This is a genomic window from Aminobacter sp. LjRoot7 (assembly GCF_964252895.1).
Taxonomy (GTDB): Bacteria; Pseudomonadota; Alphaproteobacteria; order Rhizobiales; family Rhizobiaceae; genus Aminobacter; species Aminobacter aminovorans_B.
Genome location: NZ_CAXUPX020000006.1, coordinates 261,988 through 282,435 on the forward strand (window position 1 = coordinate 261,988; position 20,448 = coordinate 282,435).

Annotated in this window: 18 protein-coding genes and 1 pseudogene; 14 read left to right on the forward strand and 5 right to left on the reverse strand. The window is 63.7% G+C overall.

Annotated elements, in window-relative coordinates; all coding sequences use genetic code 11:
- Positions 1-11 precede the first annotated feature (11 nt).
- Both ACSQ3E_RS18620 and ACSQ3E_RS18625 read right to left on the reverse strand, forming a co-directional pair.
- Positions 12-1,820, reverse strand: a complete 1,809-nt coding sequence (locus ACSQ3E_RS18620; RefSeq protein WP_436123840.1) for a methyl-accepting chemotaxis protein — start codon at positions 1,818-1,820, stop codon at positions 12-14.
- Positions 1,821-2,188: 368 nt separating this feature from the next.
- The gene (locus ACSQ3E_RS18625) at positions 2,189-2,383 is read right to left on the reverse strand and encodes a hypothetical protein (RefSeq protein ID WP_436123841.1); all 195 of its coding nucleotides are present in this window, start codon (positions 2,381-2,383) and stop codon (positions 2,189-2,191) included.
- 215 nt (positions 2,384-2,598) lie between these two features.
- On the opposite strand from ACSQ3E_RS18625, the gene ACSQ3E_RS18630 reads away from it, so the two are divergent.
- From ACSQ3E_RS18630 to ACSQ3E_RS18660, 7 genes are read left to right on the forward strand one after another with little or no spacing between them, the layout of a single operon-like run.
- Entirely contained in the window at positions 2,599-2,742 is a 144-nt protein-coding gene (locus ACSQ3E_RS18630; protein WP_436123842.1) for a hypothetical protein, read from the forward strand.
- Positions 2,743-2,802: 60 nt separating this feature from the next.
- Positions 2,803-3,771 (forward strand): ABC transporter permease, encoded by a 969-nt coding sequence (locus tag ACSQ3E_RS18635; protein WP_436123843.1) that lies wholly within the window; start codon positions 2,803-2,805, stop codon positions 3,769-3,771.
- An 18-nt stretch (positions 3,772-3,789) separates the two neighbouring features.
- Complete coding sequence (locus ACSQ3E_RS18640) at positions 3,790-4,740, forward strand: ABC transporter permease (RefSeq protein WP_436123844.1); 951 nt, start codon at positions 3,790-3,792, stop codon at positions 4,738-4,740.
- 5 nt (positions 4,741-4,745) lie between these two features.
- On the forward strand, positions 4,746-5,939 hold the full coding sequence (locus ACSQ3E_RS18645; protein ID WP_436123845.1) for an amidohydrolase family protein: 1,194 nt from the start codon (positions 4,746-4,748) through the stop codon (positions 5,937-5,939).
- Positions 5,936-7,432 carry an amidohydrolase family protein gene (locus tag ACSQ3E_RS18650; protein WP_436123846.1) on the forward strand — a complete coding sequence of 499 codons (1,497 nt, stop codon included), beginning with the start codon at positions 5,936-5,938 and terminating at the stop codon, positions 7,430-7,432. Before ACSQ3E_RS18645 ends, ACSQ3E_RS18650 begins: the two co-directional genes overlap by 4 nt.
- On the forward strand, positions 7,425-8,408 hold the full coding sequence (locus ACSQ3E_RS18655) for an ABC transporter ATP-binding protein (protein ID WP_436123847.1): 984 nt from the start codon (positions 7,425-7,427) through the stop codon (positions 8,406-8,408). Before ACSQ3E_RS18650 ends, ACSQ3E_RS18655 begins: the two co-directional genes overlap by 8 nt.
- Positions 8,405-9,385 (forward strand): ABC transporter ATP-binding protein, encoded by a 981-nt coding sequence (locus ACSQ3E_RS18660; protein WP_436123848.1) that lies wholly within the window; start codon positions 8,405-8,407, stop codon positions 9,383-9,385. Before ACSQ3E_RS18655 ends, ACSQ3E_RS18660 begins: the two co-directional genes overlap by 4 nt.
- 16 nt (positions 9,386-9,401) lie before the next feature.
- Here the strand turns inward: ACSQ3E_RS18660 and ACSQ3E_RS18665 are convergent, their stop codons facing one another.
- Complete coding sequence (locus ACSQ3E_RS18665; protein ID WP_436123849.1) at positions 9,402-10,079, reverse strand: GntR family transcriptional regulator; 678 nt, start codon at positions 10,077-10,079, stop codon at positions 9,402-9,404.
- Between the two features lie 137 nt (positions 10,080-10,216).
- Between ACSQ3E_RS18665 and ACSQ3E_RS18670 the strand changes: the two genes are divergently transcribed.
- Both ACSQ3E_RS18670 and ACSQ3E_RS18675 read left to right on the forward strand, forming a co-directional pair.
- Positions 10,217-10,852 carry a flavin reductase family protein gene (locus ACSQ3E_RS18670; protein WP_310326038.1) on the forward strand — a complete coding sequence of 212 codons (636 nt, stop codon included), beginning with the start codon at positions 10,217-10,219 and terminating at the stop codon, positions 10,850-10,852.
- 11 nt (positions 10,853-10,863) lie between these two features.
- A complete protein-coding gene (locus ACSQ3E_RS18675) occupies positions 10,864-11,610 on the forward strand; it encodes an aspartate/glutamate racemase family protein (RefSeq protein WP_436123850.1) in 747 nt (248 codons plus the stop codon).
- Positions 11,611-11,696: 86 nt separating this feature from the next.
- Here the strand turns inward: ACSQ3E_RS18675 and ACSQ3E_RS18680 are convergent, their stop codons facing one another.
- A complete protein-coding gene (locus ACSQ3E_RS18680; protein WP_436123851.1) occupies positions 11,697-13,172 on the reverse strand; it encodes an amidohydrolase family protein in 1,476 nt (491 codons plus the stop codon).
- Between the two features lie 193 nt (positions 13,173-13,365).
- On the opposite strand from ACSQ3E_RS18680, the gene ACSQ3E_RS18685 reads away from it, so the two are divergent.
- Positions 13,366-14,934, forward strand: coding sequence for an ABC transporter substrate-binding protein (locus tag ACSQ3E_RS18685; protein WP_436123852.1), 1,569 nt, complete (start codon positions 13,366-13,368; stop codon positions 14,932-14,934).
- Between the two features lie 118 nt (positions 14,935-15,052).
- Positions 15,053-16,531 (forward strand): annotated as a pseudogene (locus tag ACSQ3E_RS18690) (amidohydrolase family protein).
- 54 nt (positions 16,532-16,585) lie between these two features.
- On the opposite strand, the gene ACSQ3E_RS18695 reads toward ACSQ3E_RS18690, so the two are convergent.
- Complete coding sequence (locus ACSQ3E_RS18695) at positions 16,586-17,452, reverse strand: LysR family transcriptional regulator (protein ID WP_436123853.1); 867 nt, start codon at positions 17,450-17,452, stop codon at positions 16,586-16,588.
- Between the two features lie 309 nt (positions 17,453-17,761).
- Between ACSQ3E_RS18695 and ACSQ3E_RS18700 the strand changes: the two genes are divergently transcribed.
- From ACSQ3E_RS18700 to ACSQ3E_RS18710, 3 genes are read left to right on the forward strand one after another with little or no spacing between them, the layout of a single operon-like run.
- The gene (locus ACSQ3E_RS18700; protein WP_436123854.1) at positions 17,762-18,667 is read left to right on the forward strand and encodes a transporter substrate-binding domain-containing protein; all 906 of its coding nucleotides are present in this window, start codon (positions 17,762-17,764) and stop codon (positions 18,665-18,667) included.
- A gap of 5 nt (positions 18,668-18,672) precedes the next feature.
- The gene (locus tag ACSQ3E_RS18705) at positions 18,673-19,641 is read left to right on the forward strand and encodes an amino acid ABC transporter permease (RefSeq protein WP_436123855.1); all 969 of its coding nucleotides are present in this window, start codon (positions 18,673-18,675) and stop codon (positions 19,639-19,641) included.
- Between the two features lie 11 nt (positions 19,642-19,652).
- Positions 19,653-20,417: an amino acid ABC transporter ATP-binding protein gene (locus ACSQ3E_RS18710; protein WP_436123856.1), complete on the forward strand. Its 765-nt coding sequence runs from the start codon at positions 19,653-19,655 to the stop codon at positions 20,415-20,417.
- Positions 20,418-20,448: the final 31 nt, after the last annotated feature.

Sequence of the window (20,448 nt, forward strand, 5' to 3'; positions counted from 1 at the left end):
ACTGTACGCTATCAGGCTGCGCGACGCTGGCTCTGAGACGCCGAAGCGTCGGCAAGCGCGAACTGCGCGATCAGTTGGCGCAGGCGGGCGGCTTCGCCGGCGAGCGTCACGCTGGCGGCCGTGGTCTCCTCGACCATGGCGGCGTTCTGCTGGGTGACCTGGTCTATCTGGTTGACCGCGGTATTGACCTCGGCAAGGCCGGTCGACTGCTCGTGCACGGAGGTGGCGATCGCGTCCATGTGATGGTTGATGGTCACGACATAGGTCTCGATCGTCTTCAGCGCCTCGCCGGTCTGCCGCACCAGCTTGACGCCGGCCTCGATCTCGACGCTCGAGTGGTGGATCAGATCCTTGATTTCCCTGGCCGCCTTGGCCGAGCGCTGCGCCAGTTCGCGCACTTCATGGGCGACGACGGCAAAGCCCCTGCCAGCATCGCCTGCCCGCGCCGCCTCGACGCCGGCGTTGAGCGCCAGAAGATTGGTCTGGAAGGCGATCTCGTCGATGACGCCGATGATGTTGGAGATCTGGCCGGAGGCTTCCTCGATCCGGCCCATGGCCTCGACCGCGTTGCCCACGACCGCACCGGACTGGGCAGCACTGGCATTGGCCCGCATCGCCACCGACCGCGCTTCGTCGGCGCGCTTGGAGGAGTTTGAGACATTGACGGTGATCTCGTCGAGCGCGGCAGCCGTCTCTTCGAGCGAGGCCGCCTGCTGTTCGGTGCGGCGCGACAGGTCGTCGGCGCTGACGCTGATCTCGCGGGTTCCGTTGTCGATCGATCCGGCCGACAAGGTGATGGCCGACAGCGTGCCGCCGAGCTGGCCGATCGCGGCGTTGAGATCATGGCGCAGAGGCTCGAAATCCGGCGCGAAGGCCTGCTCGAGTTGGAACGACAGGTCACCGGAGGCAAGCCGGCGGAGACCTGCGGCAAGCCCCGAGGTCGCCTGGTCCAGCCGTGCCTGGGCTGCGGCCTCCGCTTCTTCGGTCAGGCGAATGCGGTCGCTTTCGGCCCGCGCCCGTGTGGCTTGTGCCTCCTCTTCCATCCGCCTGTTGGCAATCGCCGCCTGCCGGAACACCTCGACGGCTCCAGCCATCTCGCCGATCTCGTCGCGGCGCCCGGAATGGGGAACTGCCGCCGCGGTGTCACCGGATGCTAGGCGGCTCATTGCCTCTTTCATGCGCTTGAGCGGGGTCGTCACGCCGCCGATCACCAGCCAGACCGAGAAAGCGACGATGGCGAACGAGACGACGGCAAGCGCGCCCATCCACAGGACGATGGTCGATTTCAGATCGTTTGCGGCGGCAAACTCCTCCTGTGCCACGCGAAGCTGGAGGGAAACCAGGTCGCTGATTGGCGTGGCAAGCGGATCGATGGTCGGATAGAGCCGATCGACGACAAAGCGATCGAGTGATGCCTGGTCCTTACGCGCGATGATGTCGACCAGCGTGTCGATCGCACCTTTCGAGTTCTCGCGAAGCCCGGCGAAACCGTCGGCCAACGCCTTTTCGTCCGGTGTCATGACAGTGGACGCATAAGCCGTCCAGGAACGGTCAATGGCGTCGACGGCGACGCGTAGTGCCTTTTCGCCCTCCGCCCAATCGAGCGCGCCGCTCCTGACCTTGTGGGCCGTGTCGACGATGTTGACGGCATACATGTCGGCGACGGTCTTCAGGTGGGTCATCGGCTCGACGCGATCGACGACAATTGTGCGGGTCCGTTCGGACACGGACTGCAGTGCCCAAAAGGCTGTGCCGCCCGAGATCGACAACAAAACCGCAAGAAGGGCGATACTGGCAATGAGCTTCAGTCTGATCGTCATGACGGGGTCCCGGCTCGGTTTGGTATGGCTCAGTACCTCGACGGAGATTGCAACTTTATTAAACTGCAATGTATCGACATTGCGAAATTCTCTGCCGCCATGCGGGAATGATTTAGAGATGCTGCAACTTTGGCGATTTTAAAAGAGTTTATGGAATTTTCTTTAAGTTTTTACTTTGATCTGATGAGACAAATTAGTGTTGATCCATCAGTGGCTGCCATCGCGCAACATGCAGCGTCGAGATCTGGTAAAGAACAGACGCCTGATGACACTCCGTGTGACGAGCCGTTGTTGCCGGATTTACGCTGTCGGACTTGGCTTTCTAGGCTGGGGCGATTGTCGGGTCGAGTGGTGTCTCCGGCCATCTTTCAAATCGGGTCGGAGATCCCGGCGATGTTCAAGCGGGCGCGTGAGGCGCTTTTCGCCTCGCCCGGCAAGGCGGTGGGGCCTGGGCGCTCATTATTCCAAAGATTCAGCAGCATGCCGGAGACCGGGCCGACGGGTGAACAGGCTGACAGGCATTGCGCATTGGCCCCGATATCGACAGCCGACTGGTAGGCCAACGCAGTCTGTTGGCAAAAATACACAAGATTGTCGACAATATGGTTGACATGAGTGTTGCGACTTCGTAGCTTTTGGCACGCAGGCGGCAATCGGCAAGGCAGTGGAGGTGCAGCCGGTTGATGCGGCAAGCAGATTGGTGGTCACGAGCCGCCATCGCTTCATGAACAAGATCCCCGCCAAGGGGGCTGGAGCAAAACGAAGTGGGAGAACTCGCATGTTCAGGAAGCTGACCCTCGCGGCAGTCCGCGGGCTTTTCGACGCCCGGACTTGCGGAGAACCTCGCATGGGCTTCCGCGCTGACATCATGCATCTCGCCGAGAACAAGCCGCGCCACCGGCTGACTCATTTCGCGCAGTAAACACCCATACGGGGCCGGCGCGACGGGCGCCCCAGCTCCATCCACCCCGCGAGGCTCCACATGCTGGTCTTCACTATAAGCCGCATCGCCAACGCCATCATGGTCATGCTCGCCGTGGCCATGCTCGCATTCGTGATCTTCCGCCTTGCCGGCGATCCGGTCGAGTTGATGGTCACCGAACAGACGACGCAGGCGGACCGTGATGCCATCCGCGAAAAGCTCGGTCTCAATGACGACACAGCGACGCAGTTCGTGCGCTTCGTCGTCAATGCCGCGCGCGGTGACTTCGGCATCTCCTACCGCAATGGCCAGGACGTCCTGACGCTGATCGGGGAACGTTTCCCGGCAACGCTCGAGCTGGTGCTGGTGGCCACCTTGATCTCGCTGATCTTCGGCCTCCCCTTGGGCGTGCTCACGGCGATCAAACGCGGCAAGTGGTACACGGAGTCGCTACAGTTCTTATCCATCATAGGGGTGTCGCTGCCGAGTTTCGTCGTCGGCATCCTGCTCATTCTGGTCTTCTCGGTCATACTGGGCTGGCTGCCGGCCTTTGGCCGCGGCGAAGTCGTCCAGCTCGGCTGGTGGTCGACCGGCCTGTTGACGCCATCGGGCCGCGCCGCCCTGCTTCTGCCGGCCGTTGCGCTGTCGCTCTACCAGATCACGCTCATCATGCGCCTCGTCCGCGCCGAGATGCTGGAAGTGCTGCGCTCGGACTACGTGAAGTTTGCCCGCGCCAGGGGCATTCCGCGCTGGCGCATCTATTTCCGCCACGCGCTGCGGAATTGCCTGATGCCGGTGGTGACGATGACGGCGATGAACATCGGTTCGCTGATCGCCTTTGCCCTCATCACCGAGACCGTCTTCCAGTGGCCGGGCATGGGCATGCTGTTCATCCAGGCGGTCACCTTCCTCGATATCCCGGTGATGGCGGCCTATCTCTGCATCATCTCCTTCATCTTCGTCGCGCTGAACACGCTGGTCGACATCACCTATGCGGTGATCGATCCGCGCCTGCGCAACGCACGCTGACCAGACAGGGGCGTCTCGATGACGATCGATACTTCAAAGCCGGGTGCTGCACAGCCCCCCACCATGCTCCAGCGTATGCGCGGTAGCGACGTCTGGTGGTCGTTCACGCACAGCAAGTCGGCGATGATCGCCGCGGTTGTCCTGGCCATCGTGATCCTTACGGCGGTGTTCGCGCCGCTCATTGCGCCGCAAAATCCCTATGACGCCGCACAGCTCGACATGTGGAAGGCGGAGTTGCCGCCGGTCTGGCAAGAGGGCGGCGAGTGGCCCTATCTGCTCGGCACCGACACGCAAGGTCGCGACATGCTGTCGGCGATCCTCTACGGCACGCGCATATCGATCGTGATCGGCCTCGCCTCGGTGGCGCTGTCGCTGCTGATCGGCATGACCGCGGGGCTGATCGCCGGCTTCTTCGGCGGCATGATCGAGAACATCCTGATGCGCATCGGCGACATCACGCTGTCGATGCCGACGATCCTGATCGCCATTCTCGTCTCGACCGTGGTGCGGCAGATGCTGCCAAGCGAGCTGCGCGAAATCGGGGCTTCGGCGGTGCTTATCCTCGCCATTTCGCTATCGGCGTGGGTGCAATATGCGCGCACCGTGCGTGCCCAGACCATCGTCGAGCGCAACAAGGAATATGTTCAGGCAGCGCGCCTTTTGAAGGTCCCGGCCCGTCGCATCCTGGCGTACCACATCCTGCCCAATACACTGACGCCGGTGCTGGTTGCCGCCACGCTGAACTTCGGCATGGCGATCCTGACCGAGGCGACGCTGTCCTTCCTGGGCATCGGCATGCCGCCCGGCCAGCCGTCGCTCGGAACGCTGATTCGCATCGGCAACCAGTTCCTGTTCTCCGGTTCGTGGTGGATCGTTCTGTTCCCGGTGATCCAGCTCTGCCTGCTCGTCGTCGTCGTCAACATCCTGGGTGACTGGCTGCGCGACGTGCTCAATCCGAAACTGAGGTAAGCGTGATGACCAACCTGTTGCTCCGCAACGTCCGCCCCTATGGCGGTACGAATTCCGACCTGCTGATCCGCGATGGGCGGATCGCCGGCATCGGCCGCTTCGAGGCGGACCCTGGCATGGCGGTCGAGGACGGCAAGGGCGCCATTGCCATTCCGGGCCTGATCGACGCGCACACCCATCTCGACAAGACCACCTGGGGCATGCCCTGGCACGAGAACAACCGCCGTGCCGTGCTGCGCGAGCGCATCGACTTCGAACGCGAGAACCGCATCGAGATCGGCATCGACCCGCACCGCCAGTCGATGCGCCACGCGATCGGCCTTGCCGCGCATGGCTCGACGCATATCCGCAGCCATGTCGACATCGATCCGGTCCACAAGCTGGCGCTCGTCGACGGCATCATGGAGACGCGTGAGAAGCTGAAGGGCGTCATCGACATCGAGATCGTCGCCTTCCCGCAGTCAGGCCTGATGGTCATGCCCGGCACGCTGGAACTGCTTGACGAGGCGCTGAGCCAGGGCTGCGAAGTTCTTGGTGGCATCGACCCCTGCGGCATCGACCGCGATCCCAAGGGCCAGCTCGACGCCATCTTTGCGCTGGCGCTGAAGCACCAGTGCCCGATCGACATCCACCTGCATGAGGCGGGCGATCTCGGCGCCTTCACCATGGAGCTGATGTTCGAGCGCATCCGCGCCAACGGCATGCAGGGCAAGGTCGCCATCAGCCACGCCTTTGCGCTCGGCATGAATGACTACCTGCGCGTCGGCCAGTTGATCGAACAGATCGCCGAGCTCGACGTCGCGATCCTCACGACTGGCGCGCCGTCGGCGACCGTGCCGTCGATCATGCGCCTCAAGCAGGCAGGCGTGCGTGTTGGTGCGGGCTGCGACGGCATCCGCGACACCTGGGGCCCATGGGGCCAGCCTGACATGCTCGACCGCGCCAAGGTGGTCGGCATGAAGAACGGCCTGCGCTCTGACATCGAGCTTGCGCACGTGCTGCACGTCGTCTCGCAGGGCGGCGCCGATGTGATGCGCATCGAGGGCTATGGCCTTGCCGAAGGCTGCAACGCCGATCTCACGCTGCTGACCGGCGAGACGCTGGCCCATGCTGTCGTCGACGTCGCGCCACGCCCGCTTGTCGTCAAGGGCGGCCGCGTCACCGCGCGCAACGGCCAGGCAACGGTGGAAATGCCATGACCAGACAGGTTCTCGACACACTCGAACTCGGCAAGCGTCCCGACGGGCGCACGCTGATCACCGCCGCCTGGGTGCTCGGTCACCGCGATGGCGGTCACCGGCTGATCCCCAACGGTCAGGTCGTGGTCGACGGCGGCGAGGTGGTCTATGTCGGTACCGATTTTGCCGGCGAGGTCGCCCGCCGCATCGACTTCGGCAACGCACTTGTCAGCCCTGGTCTCATCGATCTCGACGCGCTGTCGGATCTCGACACCACCATCCTCGGCATCGACCATCATCCCGGTTGGGCCAAGGGGCGCGTCTGGCCGCGCCATTATGTCGAGGCCGGTCCCTACGAGATGTACTCGCAGGAAGAACTCGCCTTCCAGAAGCGTTTCGCCTTCGGTCAGCTGCTGCTGAACGGCATCACGACAGCCGCTCCGATCGCCTCGCTGTTCTACCGCGAGTGGGGCGAGACAGTCGCCGAGTTCGACGCTGCCGCTGATGCGGCCGGCGATCTCGGCCTGCGCGTCTATCTCAGCCCGGCCTACCGCGCCGGCGGCATGGTGCTCGAAGAGCCGGGCCGCATGGAAGCGGTGTTCGACGAGAAGCGCGGCCTCGCCGGCCTGCGCGACGCCGTCGACTACATCGGCCGCCAGAACGGTCGCCATGGCGACCTGGTGCGCGGCCTGCTGGTGCCGGATCGTGTCGAGACCTGCACGGAAGAGCTGCTGCGTCAGACGCAAGCCGCTGCTGCCGAACTCGGCTGCAAGATCCGCCTGCACATGGCGCAAGGCTCGATGGAGGTCGAAACCGTGCGCAAGCTGCATGGCACGACCGCCCCGGTTTGGCTGGCGCGTGCCGGCCTGATCAACGACAGACTGATCGCTCCGCATGCCACCAACGCCACCGAGGAGGACCTCGGGCTCTATGCCGAGAACGGCGTGTCGATCGTGCACTGCCCGCTGGTCTCGGCCCGTGGCGGCAGCACGCTCAACTCGTTCTCCAAGTGCAAGGAACGCGGCATCAACATTGCGATGGGCACGGACACGACGCCCGCCGACATGCTGATGAACTTGCTCGTCGGCCTGATCGCATGCCGTATCAACGATGGGGTCTCCGATCGTGTCCGCAGCGCCGACCTGTTCGATGCGGCAACACTCGGCGGCGCCAAGGCGCTGGGCCGCGACGACCTCGGTAAGCTGATGCCTGGTGCGCGTGCCGACATCGCCGTGTTCGGCCTCGACGATGCGGTCATGGCGCCGTCGATCGACCCGATCACCACGCTGGTGACAGGCGGGTCGGGCAAGGTCACGCAGGCCGTGTTCGTAGATGGACGCCTGTCGATGCGCTTCGGCGAGGTCGCCGGCATCGACATGAAGGCCGCGCGGCAGCGCGCCCAGAGCCAGTTCGACGGGCTCATCGCCAAGTATCCGGAACGCAGCTGGGGCAATCCGCCGGTTTCGGAGATATTCCCGCCAAGCTATCCGATCGAGGTCAAAGCCAATGGCTGAAGTCGACAAACCCGTACTTGAGGTTCGTAACCTCAGGGTCGAATTCCCGAGCCGCCGGGGCGTAGCAACCGCGCTTTCCAACGTCAGCCTGTCGATACGCCCGGGCGAGATCCTCGGTGTCGTCGGCGAGTCCGGCGCCGGCAAGTCGATGACCGGCCTGGCGATCCAGGGCCTGCTCGAGCGTCCCGGCCATATCGCCGAAGGCGAGATCTGGCTCGCCGATCGTCGCATCGACAATCTCGACGACCGCGCGATGGAGAAAATCCGCGGCCGCGAGATCGGCGCCATCTTCCAGGACCCACTGACCTCGCTCAATCCGCTCTTCACTGTCGGTGCCCAGCTGACCGAGACCATCCGCCAGCACCTCGGCATGGGCAAGGCCGAGGCGAAGGCACGCGCGATCTCGCTGCTCAAGGACGTCGGCATCCCGTCGCCCGAAGATCGCTTCAGCCAGTATCCGCATCAGTTCTCCGGCGGCATGCGCCAGCGCGTGGTCATCGCCCTTGCGCTCGCTGCCTCGCCCAAGCTGATCATCGCCGACGAGCCGACCACCGCGCTCGACGTGTCGATCCAGGCGCAGATCACCTCACTGCTGCGCAAGCTGTGCAAGGAGAAGCGGACAGCGGTCATGCTGGTCACGCACGACATGGGCGTCATTGCCGAGACGGCCGACCGGATTGCGGTGTTGTATGCCGGCCGTCTTGTCGAGATCGGGCCAGTCGAACAGGTGCTGAGCGCACCGACGCATCCTTATACGCGCGGACTCATGGCCTCCATTCCGGAGCTGGGCGCGCGCGTCAAGCACCTGAACCAGATCGACGGCTCGATGCCACGGCTCGATGCGGTTCCGGCTGGCTGCGCTTTCAATCCGCGCTGCAAGGAAGCTGGTCCGCGTTGCGTGCGCGAGCGGCCTGACCTGTTGCCGGTGGGTGCCGGCGCCAGCGCCTGCTGGCTGAATGCGGGAGGAACAGCATGACCGTGATGTCGACACAGAAGACGCAGGCGCTCAGCGTCGAGGGACTCGTCAAGACATTCGACGTCTCGGCGCCGTGGCTCAACCGCGTGGTCGAGCGCAAGCCGCGCCAGTATCTGCAGGCCGTCAGCGACATCAGCTTCGAGGTTCCGCTGGGCGGCTGCCTCAGCCTTGTCGGCGAAAGCGGCTGCGGCAAGTCGACAGTCGCGCGGCTTGTGACCGGGCTCTACAAGGCAAATGGCGGCGAGATGCGCTTTGCGCAGGGTGCGGATGGCAAGCCGCTGTCGGCGCAGATGATCTTCCAGGATCCTTACGCCTCGCTCAATCCGCGCTGGCGCGTGAAGAACATCATCGCCGAGCCGCTGCGCGAGTTGAAGCTGCGGAACACCGCGGCCGAGGTCAACGAGCGGGTTGTGGAACTGCTCAAGACTGTCGGCCTGTCGGCTTCGGACGGCGACAAGTTTCCGCATGAATTCTCCGGTGGCCAGCGGCAGCGAATCTCGATCGCGCGTGCCCTGGCAAGCGAGCCACGTTTCCTGGTGTGCGACGAGCCGACATCGGCGCTTGATGTGTCGGTGCAGGCCCAGGTGCTCAACCTGATGCGGCGGCTGCAGGACGAGTTCGGTCTGACCTATCTGTTCATCAGCCACGACATGAGCGTGGTCCGGCACATGTCCGATCGCATTGCGGTCATGTATCTCGGCCGCATCGTCGAGGAAGGCGAGACCGAGGCCCTGTTTGCCAATCCGCGCCATCCCTACACGCAGCTGCTGCTCGAGACGATCCCGAACGTCAAACATCCGCACCGGGATCGGGTCGTTGCAGGCGGCGAGGTGCCGAGCCCGCTCAAGCCACCGTCAGGCTGTCCGTTCCATCCGCGATGCCCGATGGCCACCGCGCGCTGCTCGTCAGAGCTCCCGGCGGTACGCACGCTCGCGGGCGGAACCCGTGTCGCGTGTCACCTCGTGACCGACGAATGACGATGAGCGACGTGGGCTATGCCAAGGCGGCCTTGAGGTCATGCGACATGTCGCGAACCTCCCTGAGGTCGAGCTCGGACTCCACATGGTCGAGATGATGTTGCATCAGCCGCGAGGCCGTTTCGACATCGCCGGCGGCGATGGCCTCGACGATTTCGTCATGTTCGTCCGGCCCGCAGTTGAAGCGCGCGGTGTTGCGATACACGGCGGTGATCAGCGACGTGCGCGAGATCAGGTCGCGCATCATGCCGAACAGGAAGTCCGAGCCGGAGAGTTCGGCGAGCAGGAGGTGGAAGCCTCCGGACAGCTTGATGATGTCGGTAGTGGCATCGTTCGCGTTTGCGACCCGCTCGCGCGCGACATGGCTGCGCAGCCTGGTGACATCGGCCTTCGACCTCGACGTGCAGATGCGCTCGACGACGCAGCGCTCGACCGAGCGGCGCACGAAGAACACGTCCCGGGCCTCGTCGACGGACGGCTGGCAGACGAAAGCGCCGCGGTTGGGGATGATCGTCACAAGCCCTTCGCGCTCGAGCGCCGTCAGCGCCTGGCGAATGCGCGCGCGGCTGACGTCGAAGATTTCGGCCAGTTGGCCTTCCTTGAGCTGGACGCCCGGCCGCAGCCGGCGCTCGGCAATCGAAAGCCATACTTTTTCGACAATCTGCTGCGTCGAAACGCTTGCTTGTTCGGTCATGAAGCGCTGCCTCCTGCGAAGGCCGACATTCGTCATGGACAGTTAAAAGTCAACATTCCAATAAATTACCCGAATCCCATTTTGCTGACAATCTAGTATAAAATTGTGTACCAAGCGGTTCGGTGTTGAGAGGGCATATGGAGTTCGATTTCACAAAGCTGGAGATGGAAAGCCGCTATCGCCTGCTGACCAATTTCATTGGTCCGCGGCCGATCGCGCTCGTCACCACCCGCTCGGCCGCGGGGCACAGCAATGCGGCCCCGATGAGCTTCTTCAACGTGTTCTCACACGAGCCGCCGATCGTCGTGCTGGGCATCCAGCCGCGCGCCACCGGCGAGGACAAGGACACCGTCGTCAACATCCGCCGCACCGGCGAGTTCGTGGTCAACATGGTCGACATGACCCTGTCGCAGCAGATGCTCGTCTGCGGCCTGGGCTTCGAAAGTGATGTCGACGAACTCGAGATGGCAGGGCTGCCCACCGCTCGCGGCGCCCAGATCGACGTCGACTACGTGACCAACGCGCCATGCGCGTTCGAATGCCGTGTCGAACGGCTGATCGAGTATCCGCGTCGCCTGCTCGTGCTGGGCGAAGTGGTGCACATGCATGTGCGCCGCGACTGCCTCGACGAGGCGGGACGCTATGTAAATCCCGAAGTCTACCAGCCGATCGCCCGGCTTCACGCAGACAACTACATCACCTCCGACCGCCAGTTCGTGCTCAAGGCACCGGCGATCGCGGATGTGCTCAAGGCAAACGAACGCGGCGAGTAGGATCCAGCAAAGTGCATATCCGCCTGATCAATCCAAATTCGACCGCTTCCATGACCAACCAAGCGCTGGAAAGCGCGTTGCGCGTTGCCAATGCGGCGACGCATGTGAGCGCCGTCAATCCGACCAGGACGCCTGTCAGTATCGAAGGCAGCGCCGACGAGGCGCTGGCCGTGCCAGACATGTTGTCGGAAATCCGCAAGGGCGAGGGTGAGGGCGTCGACGCTTACGTGATCGCCTGCTTCGACGATCCGGGCCTGCATGCCGCGCGCGAAGTTGCCAAGGGGCCGGTCATCGGCATCTGCCAGGCGGCGGTGCAGGTGGCCATGACCATCAGCCGCCGCTTCTCTGTGGTCACCACGCTGCCGCGTTCGGTGCCGATCATCGAGGACATCGTCCAGGCCTATGGCGCCGGGCACCATTGCCGCGCCGTACACGCCATCGACCTGCCGGTGCTCGGGCTCGAGGAAGACCCCGAGACGGCCGAGCGTTTGCTGATCGAGACGATCGAACGGGCAAAGCTCTATGATCGCGCTGAGGCGATCATCCTCGGCTGCGCCGGCATGTCGAGCCTGTGCGACCGCCTGGCGAAGGCAACAGGCGTGCCTGTCATCGATGGGGTCACTGCCGCCCTCAAGATCGCCGAAGCGCTTGTCGGCGCAGGTTATGTGACGTCGAAGGTCAACGCCTATGATTTCCCGCGCCAGAAGGGGGCGGCACCTGCCGATGCCGATCTGCCGCTGAGGGCGGCAAACAGTTAAGGACGGAAATGAAAAAAGGGGCCGGAAGGCCCCTTTGCTTTGGTGGATGGTGGCTGTGCTTCGGCAAGCCGCCATGGATGCTGGCATCAAAGAACCGGCGGTGCCGGCGGCACCACTGCTTCCTCAAAGGTGCGGTAGAGCTTGCCCCATGCCGGATCGTGCATGTGCGCCTGAAGGCCGGCGCGTTCGACTAGCGCCTGCGCCTCGCGTTCGCCGAAATCGAGCGCCTGCTCCATGTCGGTGGTCAGCACCTTGGTGCCTTCCATCAGGATCTTACCGTCGACGATGACGGTGTCGACGTCGCTGCCGAGGACCTGCTGGACCAGCCGGTGGACGACCATCCAATTGGGCGTCAGGTGCGGCTGGCGCATGTTGATGATGGCGATGTCGGCCTTCTTGCCGACCTCCAGCGAGCCGATCTCGTGATCCATGCCGAGTGCCTTTGCGGCATCGATGGTGATCATCTCGAACATCTTGCCCGGCGGCAGCAGGTAGCGGTCGTGGTTATGCAGCAGGTGCTGCGTGTACTGGGCCAGCCGCGCCATCTGGAACATGTCGAAGTGGCGGCTCGGCGAGACGCCGTCGGAGGTGACGGCTACCGGCACGCCCTTGGAGATCATGTCGAGGATCGGCGTCGCCCGGCCGGGCGGGGCGTGGGTGACGAAGGTGCCGGTCTCGGCAAGAATGTCGACCTCTTCATGCGAGATGCCCCAGCAGTGCTGCAGGTGGACGTCGGGTCCGAGGATGGCATTTTCCTTGTCCTGGAAGGCCATGCGGATCTGGCCGGCGAAGGCGTCGGAGTGGATGCGCACGCCCCATTTGCGGGCGGTTTCGCGCACGCGGCGGGCCTGCATGCGGTCGTTGTCGGTGAGCTTGACCGCCCGGTCGGGCGTCGTTGTGTTGGACGGGTCGAGCGACGGCACGATGGTGAAGGGGGTCAGGAACACGTTGATGCGGCCGTCGGCGCTGCCGTTCAGCTCCTGGATGGTCGCTTCGGCGCCTGCGATCATCTCCTCGAACGAGATATGTCGCCGTTCCGGCTTGCCGCTCTCCCAGCGCGTGACCGGGTGCGGCCAGGGCAGGCCGGCTGGGCCGACGCAGATGATCTCGCGCAGGCCAATCTCGCCATAGGCCTTGGCATGGTTGCTGGCGAAGACCGGGTCGTCGCTGCGCGGCATGGATGAGATGATGCTGACGCCTGTGGTGACACCGGCGCGCAGGCGCTCGAGGCCTGACACCAGGCCGTCGGCATACCAGTAGTCGCGGGTGGTGTAGTGGTAGTAGGTCGGCGTGACGATCTGCATCCACATCGAGTTGGTGTCCGCCGCGATGCTGCGGATCAGCACGTGCCCGGCATGGCCGTGGGCGTCGATGAGGCCTGGAATGATCAGCTTGCCGCGGCAGTCGACAATCTTCTTGTCCTGATGCCGCGGTTCGAGTTCGCTTGCCGACCCAATGTCGACAATCCTGTCACCCCTGATCGCGATTGCGCCATCTTCGATGATGCGCCGCTCGGGATCGACGGTGACGATGGTTCCATGCAGCAACAGCAGGTCGCTCATGCGGTCTTTCCTCCATTTCCGCTGGGCGCCGGCCTTCTGGCAGCCCCGTCGGTTAGCTGGTCGCCACATGGCTCCAGCGTGACCCGACGTAATTTTGCTACCGATTCAGCCAATTTGCGTCAACAAGATTGTTGACAATCCTGTCGATCAGATTGATGGTGGGTTTCAGTAAGCGCGATCCTTGGGAGGTAAAATGTCTCGCTTTAAGAAACTCATTCTCGGTGCCGTTGCAGCAATCGCCATCTCAGCACCGGCAAGTGCCGAAACCCTGCGTTGGGGCGGCCGCGCCGACATCTATTCGCTCGATCCGGACTCGATCGCGTCGACGTTCAACCTGTCGTTCCTCAACCACATCTATGAGGGCCTTGTCCGCTACGACGCCAGCTTCAAGATCGAGCCGGCGCTGGCGACCAAGTGGGAGCTGATCGACAACAAGGTCTGGCGCTTCACCCTGCGCCAGGGCGTCAAGTTCCACAACGGTGCCGACTTCACCGCCGACGACGTGATCGCCTCGCTCAACCGCGTCACCGATCCGGCCTCGCCGCTGCGCGGCAACATCCCGCTCTATGTCAGCAGCAAGAAGGTCGACGACCACACCGTCGACATCGAGGTCTCGGCGCCGACGTCGCTGTTCCTCAACGACATGACGAACATCTTCATGTTCAGCGGCAAGTGGCTGAAGGACAACAACACCGAAAAGCCGACTGCCGTCGACACCAAGACGGAAGGCTTCGCTACCCACAACACCAACGGTACGGGCCCCTTCAAGCTCGAAAGCCGCGTTGCCGACAGCAAGACCGTGCTGCTGGTCAACGATCTCTGGTGGGATGAGAAGAAACACAATCTCGACCGCATCGAATACATGCCGATCGCCTCGCCGGCGACGCGTGTCGCAGCGCTGCTGTCGGGCGAAGTCGACCTCGTCGACTCCGCGCCGATCCAGGATCTGCCGCGTCTCGAAAGCACGCCCGGCCTGACGGTGCTGAAGAAGCAGGAGTTCCGCACGGTCTTCCTCGGCTTCAACCGCAAGGAGAAGCTGGAAGATGGTCGTCCCAGCCCGTTCAATGATGTGCGTGTACGCCAGGCTGTCGAGGCCGCGATCGACCGCGACCTGATCAACGCCAAGGTGATGCGCGGGCTCGCCCGTCCGTCCGGCTCGCTGATCGCGCCTGAGATCGCAGGCTACGCCAAGTCACTCGACACCTACAGCAAGGCCGATCCGGAACGCGCCAAGGCGCTGCTCAAGGAAGCCGGTCAGGAAGGCTTGAAGTTCACCTACATGTGCTCCAACGACGAGAGCATTAACGAGGAGGACTTCTGCGCCGGCATCGCCAACATGCTGAAGCGCGCCGGCTTCGACGTCTCGATCGACATTGCGCCGCGCGCCGTCCAGTCGCCGAAGCGCACGCAGGGCAAGGCCGACATGTTCAACCTGAGCTGGGCCAACGAGCCGACGCTTGACGCCTACTCGATCCTGGCCCAGGTGCTCTCGACCAAGAACGACAAGGTCGGCGTGTCGAACTATGGCGGATGGTCCTATCCGGAGCTGGACAAGCTGGTTGCGCAGGCCGTGCAGGAACCTGACGTCGCCAAGCGCCTGGCGCTGGAAGAAGCAGCCCTCAAGATCGCCAAGGACGACACGATCCTCGTTCCGCTGCACCAGCAGCCGATCGCCTGGGCGACGCAGGCCAAGGTAAAGAGCGTCGACTTCCGCTCGGACAACAAGCCGCGCCACTGGCTGACGCAGATGGCCGGCGACTAAGCCCAGCCAAACGGTAACTCCCAAGAAGACCTGGGCGCTTCATCCTGAAAGGTGAAGCGCCCTTTCTTTAGCTGCGCCCGCTCGCCGCCAGGCGCGACGACTTCAGACTGGATTGGCGATGACACGTCCCGAAGAGCTGACCCTTGGCCAGCGGCCCGCTGGCCGTACCCTCATGACTGCCGACTGGCTGCTTGCCTATCACGGCGAAGGGCACTGCCTGGTGCCGCACGGCGAGTTGGTGATCGAGGGAGGCGAGGTTGTCTTCGCCGGCCGCCACTTTGATGGCGAGGTCGCCAGGCGCATCGACTTCGGCGCAGCCCTGATCAGCCCTGGCCTGATAGACCTCGACGCGCTGTCCGACATCGACACCTATGTGCTCGTCCACGACAACCAGCCCGGATGGGCCAAGGGCCGTATCTGACCGCGCTCCTATGTCGGGCGTGGGCCATACGAGATGTATTCGCCCGAGGAATTGGCCTTCCAGAAAAAGTTTGCCTTTGGCCTGTCCTTGCTCAACGGCGTCACGTCGGCAGCACCTATCGCCTCGCTCTATTATCGCGAATGGGGCGAGACGGTCGCCGAATTCGATGCGGCAGCGGACGCGGCCGGTGACCTCGGCCTGCGCGTCTTTCTCAGCCCCGCCTACCGCTCGGGCGGCATGGTGCTGGAGGCGCCGGGCAAGATCGTGCCTGACTTCGACGAAGCACGCGGCCTGGCTGGTCTCGACGATGCCATCGCCTTCATCGAGCGCCAGCACGGCCGCCATGGCGGGCTGGTCAATGGCATGCTGGCGCCCGATAGGGTCGAGACCTGCACGCTCGAAGTCCTGCAGCGGACGATGGCTGCGGCGCGCGACCTCGATTGCCGGGTGCGGCTGCATATGGCCCAGGGCAAGCTCGAGCTTGAAACCATGCACAAGCTGCATGGCGTGTCGGGGCCGCGCTGGATGGCTGATCATGGCCTGCTGAGCGAGCGGCTGATTACCCCGCACGGCACCCATGCCTCGCTCTACGACCTTAAGCTCTATGCCGAGAACGGCGTCTCGATCGCGCACTCGCCGCTGGTGTCGGCGCGCATGGGCAGCACGCTGAACTCGTTCGCCTCCTGCAGGAAGCTCGGCATCAACATCGGCATGGCAACCGACACGGCACCGCAGGACATGATGATGAATCTGTTGATGGGCCTGGTCGCCTGCCGGATCAGCGAGAAGGCATCTGATGCCGTTCTCAGCAAGGATCTGTACGATGCCGCCACGCTAGGCGGGGCCAAGGCACTCGGCCGCACCGACATCGGACGGCTCGCCGTCGACGCCAAGGCCGACATCTCGGTCTTCCGCCTCGACGACCCCTACATGACGCCGACTGTCGATCCGATCACCACGCTGGTTCTTGGCGGTTCGGGCAAGGTCACGCAGGCGGTGTTCGTCGACGGACGCCTGTCGATGCTCGACGGCAAGCTTGCCGGTTTCGACATCCGCGCCGCCCGCGAGCAGGCGCAGCGGCAGTTCGAGGGTCTGATCGCAAAGTACCCCGACAGAAGCTGGCAGCATCCGCCGGTATCGGAAATCTTCACGCCGAGCTATCCCGTCCTGGGCTGAACAGGGTGGGGCAGCGCCGGGCTGTAGCAACGCCGGGCGTGGCGCTTGTACTGATCAGCCTTGAACGACGGCGTTGGTCGTGCCGCCGCGTAGTCTCAGCACGGCAGACATCCATTCGACAAGCTCCTTGACCGGGCCAGTCTGCTCCCAGGAGTAGATGGAGACGGCAATCGGTGGCTCTGTGCCGAAGGGCGCGTAAGTCTTGACCCGTCTTCCAGGGGTGGTTGCGACGGGCAGGAGCGTGATACCGAATCCGGCTTCAACAGCCACGAGGATGTTGGGGAGGCTGCTGCTCGAGAAGGCGACATACCAGCGGCGGCGTTCCCGTTCGATGCGCTCGAACATCTGGTCGCGGTACAGGCCGCCCGGGGAGAAGACCACAAGCGGCATCGGGTCCGGCCAGTCGTGGTCGGCGTCCATCGCCTCGAGCCATACCATGGGTTCGGGGAAGGACGCGCGGGCATCCGCGCTTGGGGCCGGCTCCTTGACCACGGCGATGTCGAACTCGCCGTCCCGGTAGCGCCGGGTCAAGTCCCGGCTCAGTCCTGACGTCACGTCCATCCTGATCTCGCGGCGTCCTTGCGCGAACTCCCGGAACAAGGCCGCCATCGGACCGTCGAAAATGTCTTCGGCCAGACCAATGCGAATTGCCGTCAGACCCGCTGGATCGCCCAGCGCAGCTTGAGCCTCCTGCTGAAGAGTGAGGATGCGGCGGGCGTAGCCTTGCAGGCGTTCGCCCGAAGCGGTGGCGCTGATCGGTCTTGCATCCCGATCGATCAGCGCATGTCCGACAGTTTCCTCCAGTCGGGCGAGCTGCTGGCTGATCGTCGATTGCGTCAGGTGCAACTGCTCTGCGGCACGGGTGAAGCTGCCCGTGTCGAGGATGCCGATGAAGGCGCGGAGAAGGCGGGGGTCGAGCACGCGCGGCCTATGCTTTTTGGATTGAATTTCCGAATGAATAGCATCCAGCTATTTAATTTTCAAATGCTCTAATTTGAAGCTACTGAGAATTGCTGACTGCTAACGCCTTAGCCATCTCGGACAGACTGGACTGCATGAACAGAGCACGTTCCGACACAGATCATTTCCGGGTCCGCGCCACGCCTGCCCGCCGTGTCCCTGAGACCTCTGCCGAGACCGCAAGCCGATCGTAGCGCGAACCACCTGACCGACGTGCGGCCGGAGGAGGCCCACGGTTTATCGGTCGCAACAAACGGAGGAGAAATAGCAATGTCATACCCTTGGAAGCATCGCGTCCGGATGGCCATCGGTGCTGCGGCAGCAAGCCTGACCCTGCTCGGCAGCGCCGCCTACAGTCCAGCTGGCGCCGCGGAGGCCGGGTTCAAGCCTGACGCCCCGCTGGCCAAGCTCGTGCCTGAAAAGTATCGCGAGAAGGGGGCGCTGGTCATTGCCACCCAGCCCGACTTCGAGCCCGCGAACTTCACCCCGATCGGCGAGTCCGACATCAAGGGCTACAATGTCGACCTGATGGAGGCGATGGCGGAAAAACTCGGCCTGCCGGTCCAGTGGGAGAAAGTTCCTTTCGACCAGATCCTGATCGGCATGCAGAGCAAGAAGTTCGATGCCGCAATCGCAGGCATGACGGACCGCAAGAACCGCCAGGAAAAGGTCGACTTCATCGACTATCAGCTGGCCGGCTCGGTGTTCATGATCGCCAAGGGCAATCCCAAGGGGATAACCGGCGCGGTGAATGGCGGCTGCGGCATCACGATCGGCGACGTCAAGGGCAGCGACGCGCAGCGCCTGGTCGACCTGATGGCCGCGGCATGCACTGCCGAAGGCAAGGAACCGACGAAGCTCGTCTCCTATCCCAACAGCAGCGACAAGAACCTTGCACTCACCTCGGGTCGCATCGATGCGATGATCTGGCCCGACCTGGCCGTGTCCGTGCTTATGCGCGAAACCGGCGAAGTGCTTGACTCCCTGCCGATCGACTTCGAGCCGAAGGTCTATCTCGGGATGACCTTCAACAAGGAAGAGAGCGGGCTGCGCGATGGCTTCGTGGCGGCACTCAAGGCCATCCACGAAGACGGCACGTACGACAAAATCCTCGCCAACTGGAAGGTCGAAGTCATCAAACTTGAAGACTACGGGGTCAATCTGGCGAAGGACTGACGCTCATGTCGACTCTCAATATCGAGGGCTCTGAGCAAAGCGAAGTCAGCCCGGTCGTCGCGCACTACGTGCGGCGGCCGGGCGAAGAGCCCGCAACACAGCCCACGCCCATTCGCGCCAAGCAACGCATGAAGTACGGGCAGATCGTCTCCGCCCTGATTGTCGCCGTACTGCTGTCGATGTTCACAGCCTCGCAGGCCGGCAACGCGAACATGGAGTGGGGCGTTGCTGCCCAGTTCATGTTCCATCCCGTCATCCTTGGCGGCGTGGGCGTGACGATCCAGCTGTCCGTGCTCGCGATGCTGATCTCCATCGTACTCGCCTTTGTCATCGCGTTGATGATCCAGAGCCAGAACCAGGTCGCGAGCGTCATCGGGCGTGGGTATGTCTGGTTCTTCCGCGGCGTGCCGATGCTGGTGCAAGTGCTGCTGTGGTACAATCTCGCGGTCCTGTTCCCGACGATCTTCGGCTACAGCACGAACAGCCTCATCTCAGGGTTTTCCGCCGGCCTGATTGCCCTGTCGCTGGCCGAGTCCGGCTACATGGCAGAGGTCATCCGCGGTGGCATGCTGTCGGTGCCGGCCGGCCAGATGGATGCGGGGATGAGCCTCGGTCTGACCCGTGGTGAGGCGCTTCGCAAGATCGTCCTGCCGCAGAGCATTCGCGTGATCATCCCGCCGACGGGCAACCAGTTCATCGGCATGCTCAAGGCGACGTCGCTGGTCTCCGTCATCGGCGGCAGCGACCTGCTCACCAGGGCGCAGCTGGTCTATGGCCAGAACTTCAAGATCCTGCCGCTGCTGATCGTCGCGGTGCTCTGGTACCTGATCCTGGTCACCGTCGCCAGCATCGGCCAGCACTTCCTGGAAAAGCACTTCAACGTAAGCCAGTCGGGGTCGCGCCAGGCGCGCCGGAAAAAGCAACGTCCGGCGACCACAAGCGTGGCCGTCGCCGTGAGCGGAGGGACGGCGTGATGGGCGCGGCGATGACGAACACGATGCTCAAGGTCGAGGGCGTCAACAAGTGGCTGGGCGAAAACCATGTCCTGCGCGGCGTCGACATCCAGGTCCGCAAGGGCGAGATCGTCTGCGTCCTGGGACCGTCCGGTTCGGGTAAGAGCACGCTGCTGCGCTGCATCAACCACCTCGACCCCGTCGATGGCGGCCTGATCGAGGTGGCAGGCGAACGCATCGGCTACGAACTTCGCGGCGGCGTGCTCTACGAACAGCATGAACGCGCAGTGGCCAAGGCGCGCCAGCACATCGGAATGGTGTTCCAGCACTTCAATCTCTTCGGCAACATGACCGCCCTGGAGAATGTCGTCTACGGCCCGGTGAAGATCCTGAAGCGCCCGCGCAAGGAGAGCGTCGACAAGGCTGAGAAGCTGCTCGCGCTTGTCGGGATGTCCGAGCGTGCGGATGCATATCCAAGCCAGTTGTCGGGCGGCCAGCAGCAGCGCGTAGCCATCGCCCGGGCGCTGGCGATGGAACCGCGGCTGATGATGTTCGACGAACCCACCAGCGCGCTCGATCCCGAGCTCGTCGGCGAGGTGCTCACCACCATGCGCAAGGTGGCGGAAGAAGGCATGACGATGCTGGTCGTCACGCACGAGATCGGCTTCGCCCGGGAGGTCGCCGACCGGGTGGTGTTCATGGACCAGGGCCGCGTCCTAGAGGACGGCCCGGCGCGCGACGTGCTCGACAACCCCAGGCACGAACGAACCGCGGCATTCCTGCGCCGCGTCCGCTGAGCTTCGGTCCGGTTGCGACCGTATGACTACA

Excerpts from the sequence above, each read along its gene's own strand:
- ACSQ3E_RS18620 (WP_436123840.1), bottom strand. The coding sequence starts at position 1,820 with ATGACGATCAGACTGAAGCTCATTGCCAGTATCGCCCTTCTTGCGGTT.
- ACSQ3E_RS18630 (WP_436123842.1), top strand. The coding sequence starts at position 2,599 with ATGTTCAGGAAGCTGACCCTCGCGGCAGTCCGCGGGCTTTTCGACGCC.
- ACSQ3E_RS18635 (WP_436123843.1), top strand. The coding sequence starts at position 2,803 with ATGCTGGTCTTCACTATAAGCCGCATCGCCAACGCCATCATGGTCATG.
- ACSQ3E_RS18640 (WP_436123844.1), top strand. The coding sequence starts at position 3,790 with ATGACGATCGATACTTCAAAGCCGGGTGCTGCACAGCCCCCCACCATG.
- ACSQ3E_RS18645 (WP_436123845.1), top strand. The coding sequence starts at position 4,746 with ATGACCAACCTGTTGCTCCGCAACGTCCGCCCCTATGGCGGTACGAAT.
- ACSQ3E_RS18650 (WP_436123846.1), top strand. The coding sequence starts at position 5,936 with ATGACCAGACAGGTTCTCGACACACTCGAACTCGGCAAGCGTCCCGAC.
- ACSQ3E_RS18655 (WP_436123847.1), top strand. The coding sequence starts at position 7,425 with ATGGCTGAAGTCGACAAACCCGTACTTGAGGTTCGTAACCTCAGGGTC.
- ACSQ3E_RS18660 (WP_436123848.1), top strand. The coding sequence starts at position 8,405 with ATGACCGTGATGTCGACACAGAAGACGCAGGCGCTCAGCGTCGAGGGA.
- ACSQ3E_RS18665 (WP_436123849.1), bottom strand. The coding sequence starts at position 10,079 with ATGACCGAACAAGCAAGCGTTTCGACGCAGCAGATTGTCGAAAAAGTA.
- ACSQ3E_RS18670 (WP_310326038.1), top strand. The coding sequence starts at position 10,217 with ATGGAGTTCGATTTCACAAAGCTGGAGATGGAAAGCCGCTATCGCCTG.
- ACSQ3E_RS18680 (WP_436123851.1), bottom strand. The coding sequence starts at position 13,172 with ATGAGCGACCTGCTGTTGCTGCATGGAACCATCGTCACCGTCGATCCC.
- ACSQ3E_RS18685 (WP_436123852.1), top strand. The coding sequence starts at position 13,366 with ATGTCTCGCTTTAAGAAACTCATTCTCGGTGCCGTTGCAGCAATCGCC.
- ACSQ3E_RS18700 (WP_436123854.1), top strand. The coding sequence starts at position 17,762 with ATGTCATACCCTTGGAAGCATCGCGTCCGGATGGCCATCGGTGCTGCG.
- ACSQ3E_RS18705 (WP_436123855.1), top strand. The coding sequence starts at position 18,673 with ATGTCGACTCTCAATATCGAGGGCTCTGAGCAAAGCGAAGTCAGCCCG.
- ACSQ3E_RS18710 (WP_436123856.1), top strand. The coding sequence starts at position 19,653 with ATGACGAACACGATGCTCAAGGTCGAGGGCGTCAACAAGTGGCTGGGC.